The organism is Plantactinospora sp. CNZ321 (assembly GCF_004217235.1).
In genome coordinates, this window is record NZ_SHKQ01000001.1 from 5,384,546 (window position 1) to 5,405,572 (window position 21,027).

At 72.2% G+C, this 21,027-nt stretch carries 17 protein-coding genes; 11 read left to right on the top strand and 6 right to left on the bottom strand.

The genetic code is table 11. The features are described 5' to 3' along the window. Window positions 1-132: 132 nt before the first annotated feature. Together EV371_RS23305 and EV371_RS23310 are read left to right on the top strand one after the other, a co-directional pair. Window positions 133-951 (top strand): SAM-dependent methyltransferase, encoded by an 819-nt coding sequence (locus EV371_RS23305; RefSeq protein WP_130463938.1) that lies wholly within the window; start codon window positions 133-135, stop codon window positions 949-951. A gap of 310 nt (window positions 952-1,261) precedes the next feature. Then, window positions 1,262-4,051: an AfsR/SARP family transcriptional regulator gene (locus EV371_RS23310; RefSeq protein ID WP_165436817.1), complete on the top strand. Its 2,790-nt coding sequence runs from the start codon at window positions 1,262-1,264 to the stop codon at window positions 4,049-4,051. A 27-nt stretch (window positions 4,052-4,078) separates the two neighbouring features. On the opposite strand, the gene EV371_RS23315 is transcribed toward EV371_RS23310, so the two are convergent. Together EV371_RS23315 and EV371_RS23320 are read right to left on the bottom strand one after the other, a co-directional pair. After that, the gene (locus tag EV371_RS23315) at window positions 4,079-5,365 is read right to left on the bottom strand and encodes an epoxide hydrolase family protein (RefSeq protein ID WP_130463940.1); all 1,287 of its coding nucleotides are present in this window, start codon (window positions 5,363-5,365) and stop codon (window positions 4,079-4,081) included. Window positions 5,366-5,482: 117 nt separating this feature from the next. Continuing rightward, complete coding sequence (locus EV371_RS23320) at window positions 5,483-6,358, bottom strand: amphi-Trp domain-containing protein (RefSeq protein ID WP_130463941.1); 876 nt, start codon at window positions 6,356-6,358, stop codon at window positions 5,483-5,485. Between the two features lie 255 nt (window positions 6,359-6,613). Between EV371_RS23320 and EV371_RS23325 the strand changes: the two genes are divergently transcribed. After that, the gene (locus tag EV371_RS23325; protein ID WP_130463942.1) at window positions 6,614-7,630 is read left to right on the top strand and encodes an NAD(+)/NADH kinase; all 1,017 of its coding nucleotides are present in this window, start codon (window positions 6,614-6,616) and stop codon (window positions 7,628-7,630) included. A 52-nt stretch (window positions 7,631-7,682) separates the two neighbouring features. Here EV371_RS23325 and EV371_RS23330 read toward each other — a convergent pair whose 3' ends face one another. After that, entirely contained in the window at window positions 7,683-9,167 is a 1,485-nt protein-coding gene (locus tag EV371_RS23330; protein ID WP_130463943.1) for a DivIVA domain-containing protein, read from the bottom strand. A gap of 264 nt (window positions 9,168-9,431) precedes the next feature. Here EV371_RS23330 and EV371_RS23335 point away from each other — a divergent pair, with 264 nt between their 5' ends. The 8 genes from EV371_RS23335 to EV371_RS23370 all read left to right on the top strand — a co-directional run bounded on the left by EV371_RS23335 (window position 9,432) and on the right by EV371_RS23370 (window position 17,547). Continuing rightward, window positions 9,432-9,977: a SigE family RNA polymerase sigma factor gene (locus EV371_RS23335; RefSeq protein ID WP_130463944.1), complete on the top strand. Its 546-nt coding sequence runs from the start codon at window positions 9,432-9,434 to the stop codon at window positions 9,975-9,977. Further along, window positions 9,974-11,143, top strand: coding sequence for a PD40 domain-containing protein (locus tag EV371_RS23340; protein ID WP_130463945.1), 1,170 nt, complete (start codon window positions 9,974-9,976; stop codon window positions 11,141-11,143). Before EV371_RS23335 ends, EV371_RS23340 begins: the two co-directional genes overlap by 4 nt. A gap of 313 nt (window positions 11,144-11,456) precedes the next feature. After that, the gene (locus EV371_RS23345) at window positions 11,457-12,500 is read left to right on the top strand and encodes a cation transporter (RefSeq protein WP_130463946.1); all 1,044 of its coding nucleotides are present in this window, start codon (window positions 11,457-11,459) and stop codon (window positions 12,498-12,500) included. Between the two features lie 92 nt (window positions 12,501-12,592). After that, entirely contained in the window at window positions 12,593-13,402 is an 810-nt protein-coding gene (locus tag EV371_RS23350; protein WP_349339634.1) for an SAM-dependent methyltransferase, read from the top strand. A gap of 335 nt (window positions 13,403-13,737) precedes the next feature. Next, window positions 13,738-14,700 carry a phosphatase PAP2 family protein gene (locus tag EV371_RS23355; protein ID WP_165436818.1) on the top strand — a complete coding sequence of 321 codons (963 nt, stop codon included), beginning with the start codon at window positions 13,738-13,740 and terminating at the stop codon, window positions 14,698-14,700. Between the two features lie 23 nt (window positions 14,701-14,723). Then, window positions 14,724-15,416: a response regulator gene (locus tag EV371_RS23360; protein WP_130463949.1), complete on the top strand. Its 693-nt coding sequence runs from the start codon at window positions 14,724-14,726 to the stop codon at window positions 15,414-15,416. Then, a complete protein-coding gene (locus EV371_RS23365; protein ID WP_349339631.1) occupies window positions 15,413-16,921 on the top strand; it encodes an ATP-binding protein in 1,509 nt (502 codons plus the stop codon). Before EV371_RS23360 ends, EV371_RS23365 begins: the two co-directional genes overlap by 4 nt. After that, a complete protein-coding gene (locus EV371_RS23370) occupies window positions 16,918-17,547 on the top strand; it encodes a hypothetical protein (RefSeq protein ID WP_130463950.1) in 630 nt (209 codons plus the stop codon). Before EV371_RS23365 ends, EV371_RS23370 begins: the two co-directional genes overlap by 4 nt. A 6-nt stretch (window positions 17,548-17,553) precedes the next feature. Here EV371_RS23370 and EV371_RS23375 read toward each other — a convergent pair whose 3' ends face one another. From EV371_RS23375 to EV371_RS23385, 3 genes are all read right to left on the bottom strand, one after another. Continuing rightward, window positions 17,554-18,630, bottom strand: coding sequence for a D-alanine--D-alanine ligase family protein (locus EV371_RS23375; RefSeq protein ID WP_130463951.1), 1,077 nt, complete (start codon window positions 18,628-18,630; stop codon window positions 17,554-17,556). After that, window positions 18,627-19,985 carry an alanine racemase gene (alr, locus tag EV371_RS23380; protein ID WP_349339628.1) on the bottom strand — a complete coding sequence of 453 codons (1,359 nt, stop codon included), beginning with the start codon at window positions 19,983-19,985 and terminating at the stop codon, window positions 18,627-18,629. The genes EV371_RS23375 and alr overlap by 4 nt, the downstream gene beginning before the upstream one ends. Before the next feature lie 168 nt (window positions 19,986-20,153). Continuing rightward, a complete protein-coding gene (locus EV371_RS23385) occupies window positions 20,154-20,978 on the bottom strand; it encodes an SAM-dependent methyltransferase (protein ID WP_349339627.1) in 825 nt (274 codons plus the stop codon). Between the last annotated feature and the right edge of the window lie 49 nt (window positions 20,979-21,027).

The following is a 21,027-nucleotide window of genomic DNA, read 5'->3' on the forward strand; positions in this document are numbered from 1 at the left end:
CCGGTTCAACCCCCTTTCCATGGCCATCCGCGGGGCGACTCGACCGGACGGATTGGCTAGGATCGGCCCGCCACCCGCACTACTCCTGCTCGCCGTTCGCAGTCCTCGAACCCCCAGAACCCGGGAGCGCCCGTGACCGATCAGGACCCGATCTCGTCCGGGATCGACACCTCGCAGATGAGTCACGCCCGCGCCTACGACTACGTGCTCGGCGGCAAGGACAACTTCGCGGTGGACCGGGAGGCGGCCAGGCAGGTCATCGCACTCGCCCCGGATCTGCCCGCCCTCGGGAAGGCGCAGCGGAAATTCCTGCTCCGGGTCACCCAGATGTGTGCCAACGCCGGCATCAGGCAGTTCCTCGACGTCGGCGCCGGCATTCCCACCGCGCCGAACGTGCACGAGACCGCCCGAGCCATCATCCCGGACGCCCGGGTGATCTATGTGGACAGCGACCCGATCGTCTTCATCCACAACCGGGCCCTGCTGGCCACCGACGAGAACGTGGCCTCGATCCAGGCCGACGTCCGCCGGCCGGACGCGCTCCTCGACGACCCGCAGGTACAGCGGCTGATCAACTTCGATGAACCGGTGCTGCTGCTCTTCATCGGCCTGTTTCACCTGGTCACCGACGCCGAGGATCCGGCGACGCTGATCGCGCGGTTCCGCGACCGACTGGCCCCGGGCAGCTACGTCTGCATCTCGCAGTTCTGCCTCGACGGCAGCGACCCGGCGGCCAGGGCGAAGCTGGAGGAGATCTCGGTGAACTCCCCCGCGCCGATGACGTTCCGGCGCCGGGATGACATCGAGCGGTTCTTCGACGGCTTCGAGTTGCTCCCGCCCGGCGTCGTCGACATCCAGGACTGGTGGCCGGACGAGAAGTCCCCGCCGACCATGCTCAAGGTCGCCGCCGGGGTCGCCCGGAAGCTGGCACCGACGACCACGCGGCTTTGACCACGGGATGACGGGCATCACCGCTCGGCGGCGGAACGGTCGGAATGCAGATCAGGCAGCGGTCACGGCGGCGGTGCCGGGCCGCTGGGTCACGAACGAGCCACGGTAGGTGCCCGGGGCGAGGTGGATGCGCTGGCCGGGTGTAGCGGCCGCGAGAACTTGATCCGCAATGGGTCAAACAATTGATCATTATCGCGTCGGGAAATCGATACCCTTTCTCTCCGCGGCCCTGTATGTGTACTTCAGGCTGCGTATTTTCTGTTGCCGGCCGCTGTGTCAACCTACGAAAGACACGGGGGCGGAGAGGGCGATGACCAACGGGGTGGAATTCGGGCTGCTCGGGCCCATCGACGTGCGGGTGGCGGGCCGGTCGGTGCCGGTCCGGTCGCCGAAGTGCCGGGTGTTGCTGGCGACGCTGCTGCTCGAACCGGGCCGACTCGTCTCGGTTGGACGGCTGACCGAGGCGATCTGGGACACCGCGCAGCCGGACAACCCCCGGCGGACCGCACAGCTGCACGTCACCCGACTGCGCGCGCTGTTCGACAAGGCAGGCCTGCCACCGCTGATCGCCACCGGTTCCGACGGCTACCTGATCGAGGTCGGCACCGATGTGGTGGACCTCGGGCGGTTCCGGCACTGGTTGCTGGCAGCCGACCGGGCGGCCCAGCGGTCCGATCTGGAGGGTGAGTCGACCGCGCTGCGCGCGGCGCTGCGACAGTGGCGCGGTGACGCGCTCTCCGACGTACCCTCCGAACTGCTGCACCGAGAAAGCGTCCCCGGCCTGTGTGAACAGCGACTCCGCACGCTGGAGCGGCGGATCGACGCGGACCTCCGGCTCGGCCGGCACGCCGAACTCGTCGAGGAACTACGCGGGCTGACCGCCCGGGACCGGTTGCGGGAGCGGCTGTGGCTGCAACTGGTCACCGCACTGCACCGCAGCGGGCGCCGGGCGGAGGCACTGGACGCCTACCACGAGGGTTGCCGGCACCTGGCCGAGGAACTCGGACTCGATCCGGGCGAGGATCTCCAGCGGCTGCACGCGCAGGTGCTCGGCTGCAGCCCGACCGCACCCGGCGACGGGGTGCGGCTGCCGCCGGTGCCCCGGCAGCTGCCGCCGGAGGTCTCCGGCTTCACCGGCCGGGCCGCCGAGGTGGAGCGGCTGCACACCCTGCTGGACCGCCGCGACCTCCGCCCCGGAGGCGCGCCCGGCGTCGTGGTCCTGATCGGCACGGCCGGGGTCGGGAAGACCTCGCTGGCGCTGCACTGGTCCCGACGGATCGCCGAGCACTTCCCGGACGGCCAGCTCTGGGTGAACCTGCGCGGCTACGACGACCGGGCGAAGGTGACCCCGCAGCACGCGTTGACGCTGTTCCTGCGCGCGCTCGGGCTGCCCGCCGCGCAGATCCCCGCCGATCTGGACGGGCAGACCGGACTGTACCGGTCCCTGACGGACGGTCGCCGGATGCTGGTGGTACTGGACAACGCCGGCGACACCGAGCAGGTCCGGCCGCTGCTGCCCGGCGGAACCGGGTGCCTCGTGCTGGTCACCAGCCGCAGCGAGCTGTCCGCGCTGATCGTGACGGAGGGAGCCCGGGCGGTACGGCTCGAACCGTTCACCGCGGACCAGGCCCGGCAGATGCTCGGCTCCCGGCTCGGTCAGGCGCGGGTCGACGCCGAACCCGAGGCGGTGCGCCGGATCGTCGACGCGTGCGGCCGACTACCGCTGGCGCTGGCCATCGTCGCCGCCCGGGCCGCCGCCCGTCCCGCCTTTCCACTCGCGGCACTGGACCGGCAACTCGCGGACGCCGGGCACGGGCTGGACGGGTTCGCCGTCCCGGACACCGCCGTCGACGTACGGGCGGTCTTCTCGTGGTCGTACCGCACTCTCAGCACACCGGCCGCCCGGCTGTTCCGGCGACTCGGCCTGCACCCCACACCAGAGCTGTCCGCCCCGGCGGCCGCGACCCTGGTGGGGACCACCGAGCCGCAGAACCGGGTCCTGCTCGACGAACTCGCCGCCGCGCACCTGGTCAGCGAGCATGTCCCGGGGCGGTTCGCGGTGCACGACCTGCTGCACGCGTACGCCGCCGAACTCACCGCCGATCAGGACACGTCACAGCTGCGGATCGCCGGCCAGCGCCGGCTCGTCGACTGGTTGACCCGCAGCGCCCTGCGAGCCCGGCCGCTGCTCCAGCCGAGTGAATCCGAGGTGACGGTGCCGGAACCGGCCCGGGACGTCACGCCGCTGACCTTCTCCGGCGAGCGCCAGGCCCGGGAGTGGTACGAGATTGAGCGGCACAATCTGATCGCCGCCGTGGAACTGGCGCAGGTCCGCGGCTTCGACGACCTCTGCTGGCGCCTCGCCTACGCCACCTGGGTCCACCTGCACCTGACCCGCGCCTGGGATGACCTGATCCGCACCCACCGGGCCGGATTGCGCGCGGCCGAGCGAACCGGTGACCGGATCGGCCAGGCGCACATGCTCAGCGGGATCGGCACCGCCTATCGGTCGACTCGACAGACCGGGCTGGCGGTGCAGACCCACCAGCGGGCGCTGGAGATCTTCCGGGAGGTGGCCGACCCGGCGGGCATCGCGACGGTGCTGAGCAACCTCGGCGCCGCGTACCGGGACACCGGTGAACACCACCGCTCGCTGCGGTGCAGCCGGCAGGCGTACGCGCTGGAACGGGCGCACGGCGAGCTCGGAAACATGTCGATCTCGCTGTACCAGATTGCCCGGACGCTGACCGTCGCCGGGCGACCCGCCGAGGCGGTACCGGTGATCACCGAGTCGCTGGAGATCTTCCGGTCGCTCGGTCATCGACGGGGGGAGGCCCGCGCGCTGCAGGCCGCCGCGACCGCGCACGGCCGGCTGGGCCGGCACGGCGCGGCGATCGAGCACTACCGGCGGGCCGTCGAGATCTACCGGGACCTCGGCGACCGCTGGTACCAGGCCGCCACCCTGGGTCGGCTCGGCGACGCCCTGCACGCGGCCGGACGCCGCCAGGATGCCCGGGCGGTGTGGCGACAGGCCCTCGCCGGCTACGAGGAACTCGGTGCGCCGGACGCGGCGGTCCTGCGCGACAAGCTCCGGGAGTGACCGCCGCGCCGGGCCGGAAGGCGCCCGTCAGCGCAGCTGCCGGAAGAACTCCCGGACGTCGGCGACCAGTAGCTCCGGTGCCTCCATCGCCAGGAAGTGCCCGCCCCGGTCGAGTTCGGTCCAGCGTACGACGTGGTGGTCCCGCTCCGCCCAACGCCGGATGGTGACATCGTGGGTGGAGACCAGGACTCCGGTCGGCACGGTACCCCGCGCCGGTGCTGCCCAGCCCTCGGCGCCGGAGCCGGCGCTCCAGTCGGCAGCGTCGTCGGCGCTCCCGTCCTCGGCGCTCCCGTCCTCGGCGCTCCCGTCCTCGGCGCTCCCGTCCTCGGCGCTCCCGTCGACAGCGCTGTCGACGGCGCTCCAGTCGCCCGCCGAGATCGCCTCGTAGTAGACCTGCGCGGCCGAGCCAGCGGTGCCGGTCAGCCAGTAGAGGCTGACCTCGGTCAGCATCCGGTCCCGATCGATGCTCTGCTCCGGCAGGCCGTCCGCTGGATCGGTGAGCTCCTTGAACTTCTCCACGATCCAGGCGAGCTGGCCGACCGGTGAGTCGTGCAGCGCGTACGTCACCGTCTGCGGGCGCTTGGAGTTGCACTGCAGGTACCCGTCGTTGAAGTCCTGCATCGCCTGCCAACGGCGCTGCTCGACCTCGGTGAGCCCGTCCATCTCCCCGTCGACACCGGCCGGAAAGGTGAGCAGGGCGTTGACGTGCAGCCCGATCACCCGGTCAGGGTGCAGCCGGGCAAGCTCGGGACCGACCCAGGCGCCGGTGTCGTAGCCCTGGACGCCATATTGCTGGTAGCCGAGTCGGGACATCAGCTCGGCGATCACCCCGGCCATCCGGGCCGGACCCATTCCCGGGCCGGCCAGCGGGGTCGAGAAGCCGAACCCGGGCAACGACGGTATGACCAGGTGGAACGCGTCGGTCGCATCGGCACCGTGGGAACGCGGCTGGGTCAGCGGCCCGATCACGTCGAGGAAATCCACGACCGAACCCGGCCAGCCGTGCAGCAGAACCAGCGGGGTGGCGTCCGGCTCGGGTGAGCGTACGTGCAGGAAGTGCAGGTTCTGCCCGTCCACGTCGCTGACGCACTGCGGGTACGCGTTCAGCGCCGCCTCGTGTGCCCGCCAGTCGTACGTCGTCCGCCAGTACTCCGCGAGCTCTCGCAGGTACCCCAGCGGTACGCCCCGACTCCAGCCGACCCCGGGGAGTTCGTCCGGCCAGCGCGTGTTGGCCAGCCTCGCACGCAGGTCGTCGAGCTTCTCCTCGGCGATGTCGATGTGGAAAGGGCGGATATGGTGTGCGGTGTTGGTCATGGGGCCACGGTAGGCAGTACTGCGGTCAGTTCCTGGCCGGAATTCCAGCTCGACGCCGCCGGGTGGGCCGGTCCGGAGATCCGGGTGACCCACCCGGCGGCCGTCCCGCTGGGAGGGTCAGGCCGCTCCGCCGGTCCGACCGTAGCCCCAGGGGTCGGTGGTGCCGGACGGCCGGGTGTTGCCGGAGGAGTCGGCGTCGCCGGACGGATCGCTGCTCTCGGACGACCCGGCGCCGTCCGACGACCCGGTGCTCTCGGACGACCCGGCACCGTCCGACGACCCGGCGCTCTCGGACGACCCGGCACCGTCCGACGACCCGGCGCTCTCGGACGACCCGGCACCGTCCGACGACCCGGCGCTCTCGGACGACCCGGCACCGTCCGACGACCCGGCGCTCTCGGACGATCCGGCGCCGTCCGACGGCCCGGTGCTGCTGGTCAGCTCGGCCGTGGTGGTGGCCGGCGTGCTGGCCGGCTCGCTGGCCTCCTGCGCCGCCCAGGAGGCCGTCGCCGGGGCGTGCGTCGACTCGGCAGACACCGGCGGGCTCGGCTGCGTCCGGTCGTCGCCCGACTCGGCGGACACCGGCACGCCGGCCTGCACCGGCTCGGTGGACGCCGCCGCCCGGCTGGGCTCCTCGTCCTCTACGGACCCGCCCTTCTCGTCGTCGTCTTCTCCTCCTCCTTCTTCCTCGTCTTCTTCCTCCTCGTCCTCCTCCTCGTCCTCCTCCTCGTCTTCTTCCTCGTCATCGTTCTCGTCGTCGGCGCTGGCGGCGGCCGGGTCCCGCCAGGAGAACTCGATCTCGACGGAGATCTCCGCGCCGTCGCGCTCGATCTCCAGTTCGCAGTCGACCTGCTCGGCGACGGTGACCGCGCCGGCGGCACCAAAGAAGATCTTTCCATCGGATTCGAGCTGGTTCGCCAGATGACGCAGCCAGCCGGCCAGGTCCGCGCGCGGCACCGTACGCTCGTCCTCGTAGATTTCCATGGCGGCCATGCTCGCACTCCATACCGGGGTCAGCCACGCCTGGGTGGGCCGTGCGGGGCGGCTACGGTGCCGGTTCGCCGCGGAGGAACGACACTCCGGACATCGGCGCCGGAAAGTCGGCCAGGCAGGCCTACCGGACGCCCCGCGACACGGGGAATCGCTCCGGGCTGGGCGACGGTGTTCGTGGTAGGCAGTGGCCGGGACCGCGACCAGACGATTACCCCCGCGGGCCGGTGGCGTGCGCGCCAGGTGGGAGACGAGAGTATGACGGATCAGCGGATCGGCTTGGTGGTGCACGAGGGCCGGGCGGCGGCGGTCGAGGCGGCCGGAACCGTCCGGCGCTGGGCGGCCGACCACTCGATCGGGGTCAGCGACATCGACGTCTGGGAGCCGTCCTGGGGGCAGCGGCAGCGCCGCAACGCGGGTGACGAGGCCGAGGCCGCCGGCCATCCGGCGCTGGTGGTGACGATCGGCGGGGACGGGACCTTCCTGCGAGGCGCTCGGATCGCCGCCAAGGACGGCGTACCGGTGCTCGGCATCAACGTCGGCCGGGTGGGCTTCCTCACCGAGATCGAGCCCACCGAGATCGACACCGCGCTGGACGCGTTCTTCTCCGGCCGGGTCCAGCTCGACGAGCGGCTGATGCTGACGCTCTGCGCCTCGCGACCGCTGGAGATCCCCGGTGGGATGGCGGCGCTGCTGCGCTACGGGCGCGGGCCGCTACTGCCGCCGCCCCCGCCGCTGCCCCGTACCGCCGAACCGGTCGACCAGCCGGGCGTGGCGCTGGACGTCACCGCGTTGAACGACATCGTCTTCGAGAAGCTGGCCCGCGACCGACAGGCCAGCCTCGGGGTGTACCTGGATCAGACGCTCTTCGCGTCCTACTCCGCCGACGCCCTCGTAGTGGCCAGCCCGACCGGCTCCACCGCCTACAACTTCGCCGCCGGCGGCCCGATCCTCTCCCCCCGGCTCGCCGCGCTGGTCTTCACCCCGGTCGCCCCACACATGGTCTTCAACCGCAGCCTGGTGATCGCCGCCGAGGAGGCGGTGACGGTACGCGCCCTCGACCAGTCCGGGCAGGTGGCGGTCAGCGTGGACGGGCAGTTGCGCGGCGTACTCGATCCCGGGGACTGGGTGACGGTGCTGCCGGCGCGCGAACCGGCCCACCTGGTCCGGCTGCGCCCGTCCCGGTTCTACTCCCGATTGCGGGAACGGTTCTCCCTCGCCGACGCGCCTGCGGCGGTGGCCGACAGCCGGTGGCCCGACCAGGCCGGCGGCTGAGCGCCCGGCCGGCCGACGAGGGCCGGCCGGTGACTACGCGGGCTGCCGCTGACTAGTAGCGGGTGGGGTCGCCGCCGTTCGGGCTGTACACGGGCGGCGCGTGCCCGTGTTGCGGGTGGTGCGGTGGCTGCTGCGGCTCGAACATGTGCACGGGCGGCTCGGGCGGCTCGAACATCTTCACCGCCGGCTCCGCCCGCTCCGGCGGCTCGAACATGTTCACCGCGGGCTCTGCCTTGTCCTGCGGCTCGAACATGTTCACCGCCGGCTCCGGCTGCTCGGGTGACTCGCGCAGCTCGGGCGGCTCGCGCAGCTCGGGTGACTCGCGCGGCTCGGGTGGCTCGCGCAGCTCGGGCTGCTCCGGCTGCTCGATCGGTTCCGCGAGCACCTCGGCCGGCCCTCGGTCGGCCTCCTGGCGCACGGCCACCATCTGGTACTCGCCGGTCTCGCCGCTGATCGCCGCTGCCGCCATCACCGCGGCGGCGGCCCGGTCGGCCAGCCGCTTCGCCTCACGCCGCGTCCGGGCCCGTACCTCGGCCGCCTGCCGCTCGGCCTGCTCCGCCGCCCGCCGGGCCTCGTCCAGCCGGTTGAGTTCGGCGGTCAGGTCCTGGCGCACCTCGCCGAGCCGCTGCTGCAACTGGGCGAACTCCTGTTCTGCGGCAACCCCCTCCTGGCGGGCCTGCGCCAGGCGCTGCTGCGCGGTTTCCTGCGCGGCCTGCAACTGGCTGAGCGACTGCTGTCGCGTCTCGATCTCCTCCTGGAGGGCCGTCAGCTGCTGCTGCTGCGCGGTGGCCTGCTCGTCCGCCCGCCGCCGCAGTTCGGCGGCGTACTGCTGAGCCTCCGACCGCAGGTTCGCGTTCTCCTCCTCGACCTGCTTCTGTTGCCGGGTCAGCTCCGCCTCGGTGGTGTTGCGCAGCTCGGTCAGCTCCCGCTCCACGTTGGCCTGCCACTGGCCCAGCTCCTGCTGGGTACGCGCCCGGGCCGCCTCGATCTCCTGCTGGATCTGGTTGCGCGCCGTCTCCAGCATCGACTCGGCCTGTGCCTGGGCCCGCTCGGCCTGTTGGGCACTCCGCTCACGGACCTGCTGCGCGTCCTGCTCGGCCCGTTCCCGGCTGGCCTCGCCCTCGGCCACCAACTTCTCGGCCTGCTCCCGGGCGTCGGCGAGGAGCTGCTCCGCCTCGTTCTGGTGTTCGGTCGCCCGCTGCGCGGCGGCGTCGACGATCACCCCGGCCTGCTTCTCGGCCAGCGTCATGATCTGATCCACCATCGGACCGAGATCGCGGAACGACGCCCGGTCGACCTGTGGCGGACGGTCCCGCAGCTCGGTCAACTCGGTCTGCACCTGCTGGAGATGGACGGTCAGCCCCTGAATGTGGCTGAACGCCTGCTCGCGTTCGGACACCAGCTTCGAGAGCTCGTTGGCAGTCTGCGCCACGTACTGCTCCACCTGCCGCTTGTCGTAACCGCGCAGTGTGGTCTCGAAGCTGGGTCGCGAAGTCTTGTCCTCGTGCAGGTCGAATAGCTCCTGGCCTTGGGACATGCGCCATCCTCCATATGGTCGCGAGCCCGGTGCCGGCGTCCGGGGCACACGCCGCAGGGGTAGGGCTCAACCGGCGGATCATACACCTGAAGGCCACTGAGCGGGGTGGCCGGGACGATCAGTACCCGGCGTCCCAACCCTCCGGCGGGGCCGGGCCCGCGACCTGGCGCCGTCCCCGGCCCGCGGCCGACAATTCCCGGTGCGGTACGGGCAGCGGATGTCGGCGGGTTGGCGTTGGAATCGGTATGACTGACAGGCACAACCGTGAACGCTGATCTCGAACGCGAGTTCCGCGAGTTCATCGAGGCCCGGTCCCACACGTTGTTCCGCACCGCGCTCGCCCTCACCGGCCATCGCCAGCAGGCCGAGGACCTGTTGCAGACGGTGCTGGTCCGCGGGGTGCGGCACTGGGCCCGGATCCGCACCGGCGCCCCCGAGGCATACCTGCGGACGGCGCTCTACCGCGAGCATACGAGTTGGTGGCGCCGCATACGGCGACGTCCGGCCGAGGTGAGCGCGGAGCGGTTGCCGGAACCCGCCACCGCCGACGACACCGCTCGGGTCGACCTGCGGCTGGCGCTGCGGCAGGCATTGGCGCAACTGCCGGCCAAACGCCGCGCCGTGCTGGTGCTGCGCTACCTCGAGGACCGGCCGGACAGCGAGATCGCCAAGATCCTCGGCTGCTCCGAGTCGACCGTGCGCAGCCAGGCGGCCCGAGCCCTGACCCGACTCCGCGAGCTCTCCCCCGAGCTCAACCTCCAGCCGAAGGAAGAGCCCAACCTCCAGCCGAAGGAAGTTGTGAAGCGATGAACTCCCAGCTCACCGGAGCTATCCGGAATGTGTTCGAGGAACTCGCCGACTCGGCACCACCGCCGGACGGGCTGGCCGGGGCCACACTCGCCCGGGCCCGGCGGCAGCGGATCGCCCGGCTCGGCCTCGGGGGTGGACTGGCCGCCGTCCTCTGTGCCGCGATGGTCGGCGTGGTCGCCGCTATCGTGCCGGCCGGCGACGGAGCTCCCGACCAGGCAGCCGGCTACCGCCGTACCTCGGTGGTCACGTCCTACAGCGGGATACGGGACGTGCGGGTCAACGACCCGAGCCCGGCGTTCAACTATTCCCTGCTGTTGAACCCGACGACGGGCAGCTACGACCGGCTTCCCTACAGCTACGCCAGGCCAGATCCGGCCGGGGACCGAGTCCTGGTACGACGGGGTGACAACAGCGCCGCCCATCCGTCGCAGGTCGGCATCCTGGACCGGGCCAGCGGCGACGTGCGATGGATTCCCGACCCCGACCTCGAGGCGGCCAACGTCTGGGGTTACACCGACATGGGGAGCTGGTCACCGGACGGTCGGCAGCTTCTCTTCACCTATCGGCCCCGCTTCGGCGACCAGAACGGATTCCTGCTGGTCGACGCGGCGACGCTGCGGACCCGTCTGGTGGCGCTGCCGGACGTCGCGACCGACAACGCGCAGGGCCTGGGCCTGATCTGGAAGCCCGACGGTACCGGACTCGCCATGACCGTCAGCCACAGTGCCGGCGAGGCCGTGCCGGACCAGGTCACCGAGATCCGCTTTTACGACCTGAACGGGCGGCGAGTGGGTTCCGTCCCGGCGAGCGCATCGCTGGTGGACGCCACCGGAATCTCCCCGGACGGCAGCCGGCTGGCGTTGGTGGATCGGAGCCGCAGAGCTTCGGTGGTGACGATCGCCGACGCGGCGACCGGGGCCCTGCAGGCAACCGTCGACCCCGGCCGACCGGCCCAGCTGATCGGCTGGGTAGGCGACGACCACCTGCTGGTCCGGGTCTACGGCGACTCCGCCCCGGAGGGCGCGGAGCAACGGGACCTACTACAGGTGCTGGACCTGACCGGGCAGGTCGTCCGGGAGATCGTTCCGGTGGACGACGAGCCCCAGCAGACGTTCATCGGCTCGGCGGACCCTCTGCCGCCCGGTAAGGATGATCTGACCTTCTGACCACTACACCGGGGACCGCATCCCGCGAGGGCGGGGCAACGACGCCCTGTCGGACGATCGACCGCTCACCGGCGGCGCGGACGAATCCGCGCCGCCGGTTCGTCCCCTCGGCAATCGGCCGGTACGGCGTCGCCGGACCGGCGGCCGGACCGCGCGACTGCGGCGGCAGCCTGGCGCACCGGTACGTGACGAACAAGGACGAACTGCCCGACGCCGAGTTCACCGTCCGGCCGCCGACCACCCCCAACCGGTACCGAGACACCGGTCCCCCGGCGGCACGCTTCGGAGCCGGTAACCCGGGAATACCCGCCCGATGCTGGGATTCCTCCCCGCCACGCCCTGGCCGCTCGGACCGAGCGTCGGCGTCTTCGCCGTCGCCGGACTGATCACGATCCTCGGCAGCATCCGACTCGTCGCCCTGGGCGACGCCCTGGCCGACCGGACCGGCTGGGGCGAGGCCGTCTTCGGGGTGGTCTTCTTCGGCGTCGCGACCGGACTCTCCGGAATCGTGATGACCGCCGTCACGGCGGCCGGTAACCATCCCCAACTCGGCTACAGCAACGCGGTCGGCGGGATCGCCGCCCAGACCACCGCGGTCGCGGTCGCCGACGCCTTCCACCGCCGGGTCAACCTCGAACACGCCGCCGCCTCCTCGTCGAACCTGCTCTTCGGCTGTCTGCTGATCGCCCTGCTGGCCCTCGCCCTGCTGGGCAGTTACAGCCCGAACGTCACCATCGGCGGCGTCCATCCGATCTCGGTGGTGATCGTCGCCTGCTACCTCGGCGGGCTCCGGCTGATCCGGACCGCCGGCACCAGACCGATGTGGCAGGCCGTCGGCACCAAGGAGACGCAACCTGACGTACCGCAGGACCACGGTGCGCTCGACAGGCAGCGCATGGGCACGCTATGGGGGCGGTTTGCGCTGGTCGGAGTCGTCGTCGCGGCCAGCGGCTGGGCGGTGTCGCTGGCCGCCGAGAGCGTGGTCGAGACCACCGGCCTCACCACCGGATTCACCGGTGGTGTCCTGCTCGGCATCGTGAACGGGCTGCCGGAGACGGTCACCGCCATCGCCGCCGTGCGGCGCGGTGCGGTCACCCTCGCCATCGCCGCCGTCCTCGGCGGGAACATCCTTGACGTGATCACGCTGGTGGTCGGCGACATCGCGTACCGGCAGGGCTCCATCTATCACGCCGCCGGCAGCGAGGACCTCTTCATCACCACCAGCGGGCTGTTCATGACCGCGATCCTGCTCGCCGGGCTACTCGTCCGGCAGACCTGCGGCTGGGGGCGGCTCGGCTTCGAGGGCGTACTGCTGCTCGCCACCTACCTCGGGATGACCATCATCCTGGCCACCTGAGCCGTACCCGGCTCGGCCGGAGGATGCGGACGAAACATCGACAGCCTACGGTGGAACCGGCCGCGTTCACTACGGGAATCCTGGGGAGCCAGGTGACGAAGGAAGCCCCGCCGCCACACCGTGCATGGCCGGACGGACTCGACACCGGCGTGCCACACTCCGCCCGGATCTGGAACTACTGGATGGGTGGCAAGGACAACTTCGCCGCCGACCGCGAGGCCGGAGACGCCTACCGGCGACAGTTCCCGGGCATCGTGCCGCTGGCCAAGCAGTCCCGGCAGTTTCTGATCCGGGCAGTGCGCCACCTCGCGACCGAGGAGGGGGTCCGCAACTTCCTCGACATCGGCACCGGCCTGCCGGTCCTGGACAACACCCACCAGGTGGCCCAACGAGCCGCTCCGGAGTCCCGGGTCGTCTACGTCGACAACGACCCGCTCGTGCTGACGCACGCCCGCGCCCTGCTCAGCAACACCACTCCGGAGGGGGTCACCGACTACGTCGACGGAGACTTCCACGACCCTGACCAGATCGTCGCCGACGCCAAGAACATCCTGAACTTCACCCAGCCGATCGCGGTCATGTTCATGGGGGTACTCGGGCACGTCGCCGAGCACGACGAGGCACAGTCCATTGTGGCCCGGATGGTGGCGGCGGTGCCCAGCGGCAGCTACCTGGTGCTCTGGGACAGCACCAACACCACCGAGGGATTCGACGCGGCCCAGCAGGGCTACGACGACACCGGCGCCGTCCCGTACGTGTTACGCAGCCCGGAGCAGATCGAGCGCTGCTTCGACGGACTGACCCTGCTGGAGCCCGGCATCGTCTCCATCTCGCAGTGGCGATCGGACAGCGCCGACCCCGAACCGGTCGACGGGTACGGCGGCGTCGGACGCAAGCCCTGACGTCCGGGCTCGGCGATTCCGCTCCCGGGCACACCGGGCGTCGACGGCGCCGGCGCCCCCTGACCGGTCCGCCGGCGCCCGCTCGGCTCCCCGGGCCGAAGGCGGTCAGGATGCGGTTCCGCAAGGGAGTCCATCCGCCAGACTCGCAGGGCATCGTGTACGGGGTCGCACCCGCGGCCACCGGCATCGGCACCGGCACCGGCACCGTGACAGAACCATGACAGGACCCGCATGGTTTGCGGACCGGGGCGATCCATCCTTGGCTCGTGCATCCGGTATCGCCGTACCCGTCCACGACACCGCTCCGGCCGGCGGGGCGGCCCGACCGCCGGTCGGTGCCCGTCGACCGAGGGCCGGCCCGCCGGCTACGCCGCGCCGGGCTCGGGTACCTGCTCGCCTTCGTGCTGACCGCCGCCGGATCCGTCGGCACCGTCGCCGGTCAGTTCCTCGATGGCAAGCTGCTCCCGCCCCGGGCCGAGCGGGGCGGCGGATACGAGCAGCCGACCGCCCTGGTCGAGCCGGCGAGGAGCGTACTGGCCTGGTTCGGCGATCCGGTCGTACTGGGTCTGCTGCTGGTCACCGTGCTGCTGCTCGCTGTGCTCGGCCGGCGACTCCGGGCAGGAGTGGCCGGTGTCGGCCTGGTCGGCGCCGCGGTGCTCGGGGCGAGCGTCGCCAAGCAGCTGATCCCGCGGCCGGACCTCGGGGTGGCCACCTCGACGACGCACAACAGTTTCCCCAGCGGTCACGTCGCCGCGGCGACGGCGCTGCTGCTCGCGGTCCTGCTGGTGGTCCCCGCACCGGCCCGCCCGTGGTGCGCCGTCCCGGGCACGGTGGGCGTCTGCACGGTCGCCGCCGCCACGATGATCGCGGGTTGGCACCGGTTCAGCGACGTGCTCGGCGGCGTGCTGCTGGCGGCGGCGCTGTTCTGCCTGGCCGCTGCCGTGCTGGCCCGGTCCGGCGCGGGTGCTGCCGCTCCGGCCGGTTGCGTCACCGGGCCGGTCACCGGGTTACCCGGCGGGGTGTCGCTGTTCGGGCTGTTCGGGCTGCTCGGGCTCGGGCTGTTGGTCGGCGTGCCGTCACTCATCCCGCACGCCACGCTCGGCGATACCCGCGGGCTCTTCGTGGCGATCGCGGCCGGAAGTGGGCTCGTCCTCCTGGTCGTCGCCACGATCCTGGTCCTGGTGCGTTCGGCGGATTTTGCCGGCCCCGTCCCGGGCTATCGGCCGGTAACGGAATCGGACAGTACGCCAGCCGAGGCCCGATCCGTGCCGAACACCATGATCGACAGGGCAACATGAGCGGGAATGCGATAGTTGGTGACATGTCTCGGGTGTTGTTGATCGAGGACCACCAGACCGTGCGCGAGGGCCTCCAGCTGGCCCTGACCCGCCAGGGTCACACGGTGGACGCGGTGCCAACCGGCGAGCAGGGCCTGGCCCGGCTGGCTACCGACAGCGCCGACGTCGTGGTCCTCGACCTCATGCTGCCCGGTATGGACGGCTTCGAGGTGTGTCGCCGGATCCGATCGGCGGGCGACCTGCCGATCATCATGCTCACCGCCCGCAACGACGACATCGACGTGGTGGCCGGACTGGAGGCCGGCGCCGACGACTACGTGGTCAAGCCGGTGCAGGCCCGGGTACTCGAGGCGCGGATCCGCGCGGTGCTGCGGCGGGCCGGCGGCGACTCCCGGCGACCCGGCCCGGAGCCGGCGGTGGAGCGGTACGGCGCGCTGACCATCGACCGGTCGGCGCTGGTGGTCAGCAAGGCCGGGGCGCCGATCGGCCTCGCCCCGACCGAACTGCGCCTGCTGCTCGAACTCTCCAGCGCCCCGGGCCGGGTGTTGAGCCGGCAACAACTGCTGGAGGCGGTCTGGGAGCACGGCTATCTCGGCGACTCGCGGCTGGTCGACGCCTGCGTGCAGCGGCTGCGGGCGAAGATCGAGGACGAGTCGGCCAGCCCGGTCTACGTACAGACCGTCCGCGGCTTCGGCTACCGGTTCGGCCCGCTGTGAGCCGCGCCCGGTTCGTGACGCGGCCGGTACTGCTGGACCGGCTGCGCTGGCGGGTCGGCCTGCGGGTCCGGCTCCTGCTCGCCTTCGCCTCGCTCGGCCTGACCACCACGGCGGTGGTGGCCGGGGTCAGCTACGTGCACGCCCGGAACGTCATCCTGCAACAGGCCCAGGACGCGGCCGTCCTCACGCTCACGGAGCAGATCGCCCAACTCACCCCGATCCGGAACCTGCCGCCGAGCCAGGCCGACCTCGACGCGATCGCCGCTGAACTGTCCGACCACGACGACGCTGTGATCGCGACGTACCAGGGGTACAGCTCCAGCCGCGACCAGGTCTCCGCCGTACTCACCCCGGAGTTGCGGACCGCGGTGGCTGGGGGCCGGGTCGTCTGGCAACGGCAGGCCACGCAGGGTTTTCCGTACCTGGTGATCGGGACCCAGGTGATGCTCAGCCAGCCGGACGGGACGCGGCGACCGTCCGGTCTGGAGGTCTACCGTCTGCACGGCCTCCACGCCGAGCAGGCCAGCATCGACCAGCTCGCGATGGCTGCCTGGCTGACCGGTGGGCTGTCGCTGGTGCTCGCCGTACTGCTGGCGCTGCTCGCCGCCCGGGGCGTGTTGCGGCCGGTCCGGGACCTCGGCCGGGCGGCCCGCCGGCTTGGTGAGGGTGATCTGAGCACCCGGCTGGCCGTACGCGGTTCCGACGAGCTCGCCGGGGTCGCGCGTACCTTCAACCACACCGCCGAACGGCTGGAACGGCAGGTCGGCGAATTGCGCCGGATGGAGGCGGACGCCCGGCGCTTCGTGGCCGACGTCTCGCACGAGCTGCGTACGCCGCTGGCCGCGATGACCGCGGTCACCGACGTACTGGACGAGGAGGCGCCCCGGCTGCCCGGCGACGCCGGTCGGGCCGCCCGGCTGGTCAGCCAGGAGACGCAGAACCTGACCCGGCTGGTCAACGACCTGATCGAGGTGACCAGGTTCGACAGCGGCACGGCGGCGCTCACCCTGGACGAGGTCGACGTGGCGGCGGCGGTACGGGCGACCCTGCGGGCTCGGGGCTGGGCCGAACGGGTGGTGGCCGACCTGCCGCCGGGCGTGCTGGCCCGGCTCGACCCGCGCCGGCTGGACGTGATCGTGGCGAACCTGGTCGGCAACGCGCTCCGGCACGGCGCCCCGCCGGTGTCGGTACGGCTGGGCGCCGAGCCGGACTGGATCGTGCTGTCGATCGGCGACCGTGGTCCGGGGCTGGACCCATCGGTGCTGCCGCACGTCTTCGACCGCTTCTACAAGGCGGACAGCGCCCGGAGCCGTTCCGAGGGCAGCGGCCTCGGCCTCGCTATCGCCTGGGAGAACGCCCGGCTGCACCGGGCCGGCGCGCGCTGGGGCAGCCTGGTCGCGGCGAACGATCCGGCCGGCGGCGCGGTCTTCACGCTCCGGCTGCCGCGCCGCTGTGGCGATCCGGCGCCGCCCGGCGGGGACCGGCCGGAGAGGGGACGGAGGTGACCCGCTTCCGGCGGCGGGTGCCACTCCGCTCCGTCACGCTGACCTCGCTCGTCGCCGTCGCGCTGCTGAGCACGCTCGTCGCCGGGTGCGGCGTACGCCCGAGCGTGGTCATCTCCGGCAACCCCGCCCCGGTGGGGCCGGTCCGGGGAGTCGGCCTCTTCTTCGTGGCGGAGGACCGGCTCGCGCTGGTGCTGCGCCCGTCCACGTCGCCGGATTCGGTCGCCAGCACGCTGGCGCTGCTGCTGGCCGGCCCGAGCCCGACGGAGCGGGAGCAGGGCTACCGCACCGAGCTTCCGGCGGACGCCGGGCCGGCGACAGTGACCAGGTCCGACCGGTCGGGCACGACGGTACGGCTCGGTACCGACGTGACGGGACTGTCGGCAGCGGCGGTCGACCAGATCGTCTGCACCGTCCGGTACGCGCTGCCCGTCGGCGGGCCGGTGGACCGCTCCTTCATCACCGTCACCGTCACCGGCCCGGACGGCAGCCGGGAGTCGCACGGCTGCGCCGCGATGGACTGCCCGGATCAGCCCGAGGCGGTCCCCCAGGACCTCTCCGGTCCGGTCCGGTGCCCGCCACCCGGCCTCAGGCCCGCCATACCCTGGATTACTCCCTCGGACAACTGAGCCCCGTCAGCGCGTGACCGGGTTGCTCCGGGCCCCGTCGATCAGGATGTCGAGCAGGCTCGGGAAGGCGATCCCGGCCCGGGCCCAGATCTGCGGGTACTGCGACACACTGGTGAAACCGGGAAACGTGTTGACCTCGTTGACCACCGGTTCCACCGGGGTGCCGTCCGTTCCCGGCATGCCGTCCGTTCCCGGCATGCCGTCCGTCACCGCGTCGCCCCCCGTCGCCGGGGTGCCGGGTGACCCCGCGGCCGGGTCCGGGTCGGGCAGGAAGAAGTCGACCCGGAGCAGCCCTCGACAGCCGAGCGCGTGGAAGGCCCGGACCGCCCGGTCCTGCAACACCAGGGTCGTGGCGGCGTCGAGCGGAGCCGGAATCCGGAATACGGCGCCGCCGTCGTACTTGGCGGTGTGGTCGAAGAAGGCGGCCGTCGGCGGGACTTCGATCTCCAGCGGCGGCCGGGCCTCGACCCGCCCGTCCGGGTACTGGAGCACACCGACGTCGATCTCCCGACCGGGTACGGCCCGCTCGACCAGGACCTTCGGGTCGGCGTCGCGGGCCAGTCGGAGCGCGGTCGGCAGTTGCCACCACTTGTCGACCCGGGACACGCCGAGGCTGGAGCCCGCCCGGGCCGGCTTGACGAAGACCGGCAGGCCCAACCGCTGCTGTTCGGTCCGGGACAGGTACTCGCCGGCCCGCAGCGTCACGCCCGGCGCAACCCGCAACCCTTCGGCACCGAGCAGCTTCTTGGTCACCTCCTTGTCCATTCCGGCCGCACTGGCGAGGACCCCGTTACCGACGTACGGGACGCCGAGCCAGTCCAGCATCGACTGGACGGTGCCGTCCTCGCCGTACGGGCCGTGCAGGGCCGGGAAGACCACGTCCTGGGCGGCGAGGGCGCGCAGCGCCGCCGGCAGTGTGGCCGGTACGCCGTCGACCTGCCACCGGCCGTCCCGTTCGACGAGTACCTCGGTCACCCGGTAGGCGTCCCGGTCCAGGTGGGCGAGGATGCTCGCCGCCGACCGGCGGGACACCTCGTGTTCACCGCTGCGCCCGCCGTACAACACCGCCAGCCGGACACTCATCCCCGACACTCCCCTTCGCTCCCGGCGGTCGTCCGGCGCGATCGCACCGGAGCCACCGACCCACCCGGTCGGTCCGCTGCCTCCCCCGCCGTCCGGTACCGCCGGGCGATCCGCGCACCGATGCCGGTCAAGATCTCGTGTGGGCTGGTCCGGGCCCACGCCGCCCACTCCGCCACCGTCGGCCAGCCGGCATCGGCCGCCCGGTCCGAGCCGCCGTCGACGGCGCCGTCGTCCAGGTCGGTCCCCCGGAGCGGACCGAAGACCACCGCCGGATCGCCGATCGCCACCGGCAGGTCCCCGGCGTCGACCACGCACTGGTCCATGGCGATCCGCCCGACGACCGGCCGCCGGGTGCCGTGCAGCCACACCTCGGCCCGTCCCTCGGCTGCCCGGGGCAGCCCGTCCGCATAGCCGAGCGGCAGCAGCGCCAGGGTGGTCGGCCGCTCGGTGACCCGGTCCGGGCCGTAGGAGACGCCGGTACCGGCCGCCACCCGCTTGACGTTCACCACCGTCGAACGCAGGGTCATCGCGGCCCGCAGCCGGTACGCCCCGGCACCGGTACCGCCGAACGGGTCGACGCCGTACAGCGCCAGTCCGATCCGGCAGAGGTCGTACCGGGTCGCCGGGGCGGCCAGCGCCGCCGCCGAGTTCGCCAGGTGCGCGAGATCCGGCCGAAGTCCCGCCGTCCGGGCGATCCGCAGCGCCTCTTCGAAGGCCGTCACCTGTCGGCCGACGCACCGGCAGTCCGGCGTCTCGGCATCGGCCAGGTGCGACCAGATCCCCCGCACCCGGACGCTCCCCGCGACCTCGTACCTGCGGGCCCAGCCGACCAGATCGGGCCAGTCCTCGCGGTTGGCACCGTTGCGGGACAGCCCAGTATCGGCTTTGAGCTGCACCGTCGCCGGCCGGCCAGACCGGCTCGCCGCATCGGCGATCGCGTGCAGGTGCGGCACGGTCGAGACGCCCAGGTCGACATCGGCGGCGATCAGCCGGCCGAAGTCGTCGTCCGGATGGTGCAGCCAGCTCAGGACGGGCGCGGTGAGCCCCGCGGCGCGCAGCGCGAGCGCCTCGCCGGTCGAGGTCACCCCGAGCCAGCTCGCGCCGGCCGCCAGCGCGGCCCGGGCGACCGGAACCGCGCCGTGCCCGAACCCGTCGGCCTTCACCACCGCCATCAGCCCGGTGCCGGCGACGTCCGCGACCGTGGCCAGGTTGGCGGCGACGGCCGTCAGGTCGACCTCGGCCTCGGCCAGCGTGCTCGTCCGGGCCACCCCGGCGGTACGACGTCGGCCCAGCGTTCCCGGGGGCGCCGACCGGACGGCGCCCGGCCGGGCTGGCGGGCAAGGCTCCGAACTCACCCGGACGAAGCTGCCACCGCCATGTCCGGAGGCGGTCTGCGCATTGTCACGGCCGGGTAATAGCCACCGCCGTCGCCGACCGCACGCCCACGATCCGGGTCGCCCGGTGGTGGACCCGCGACCCGGGCCCACCACCGGGCCCGGATCGGTGCACCGTCACGTTCCGGGTCAGCCCGGCTTGCGGCCGACGCCGACGAGGTTGTCCAGCGGGCGCGGCGGTACGTCGGTGCCGGGGTCGGGCCGCCAGCGGGTGACGTCGACCAGCCCCGGCTCGACCAGTTCCAGACCGTCGAAGTAGCTGGCGATCTCCTCGGGCGTACGCATCGCGTACGGCGGATTGGCCGACTCGTTCCAGATCTTCATGACCTCGTTGAGTTCCGGGTTGGTGTCGGCGCCGTCAACGGCCACCAGGTAACTCCCGACGGGCAGCGCGTCCATGATCCGGCGCACGACCGCCCGCGCCTCCTCCACGGTGGACAGGTGGGCCAGGATCCCGGAGAGGATGAGCGCGACCGGCTTGGTGAAGTCGAGGGTCCGGCCCGCCTCACGCAGGATCGTCTCGGTGTCCCGGATGTCGGCGTCGATGTAGTCGGTGGCACCCTCCGGCCCGCTGGTCAGCAGGGCCCGGGCGTGCACGAGGACGAGTGGGTCGTAGTCGACGTACACGATCCGGGACTGCGGGGCCACCGCCTGCGCCACCTCGTGGGTGTTGTTGGCGGTGGGCAGCCCGGTGCCGACGTCCAGGAACTGCCGGACCCCGGCCTCGCCGGCGAGGTAGCGCACCACCCGGTTGAGTACCGCGCGGTCGGCCCGAGCGATCTCTACGATGATCGGAAACGCCTTGGCGATCTCGTCGCCGAGCGCCCGGTCGACGGCGTAGTTGTCCTTGCCGCCGAGCCAGTAGTTCCACACCCGAGCCGTCTGCGGAACGGTGGCGTCGAGATTCGGCTTGGACGTCTGGTCCTCGCCGGGCACGGAAATCTCCTCGGTCACGGGCGAAACCCTCCGGTCGGCCGAACAATGTGGCGGTGGCCCAGGATAC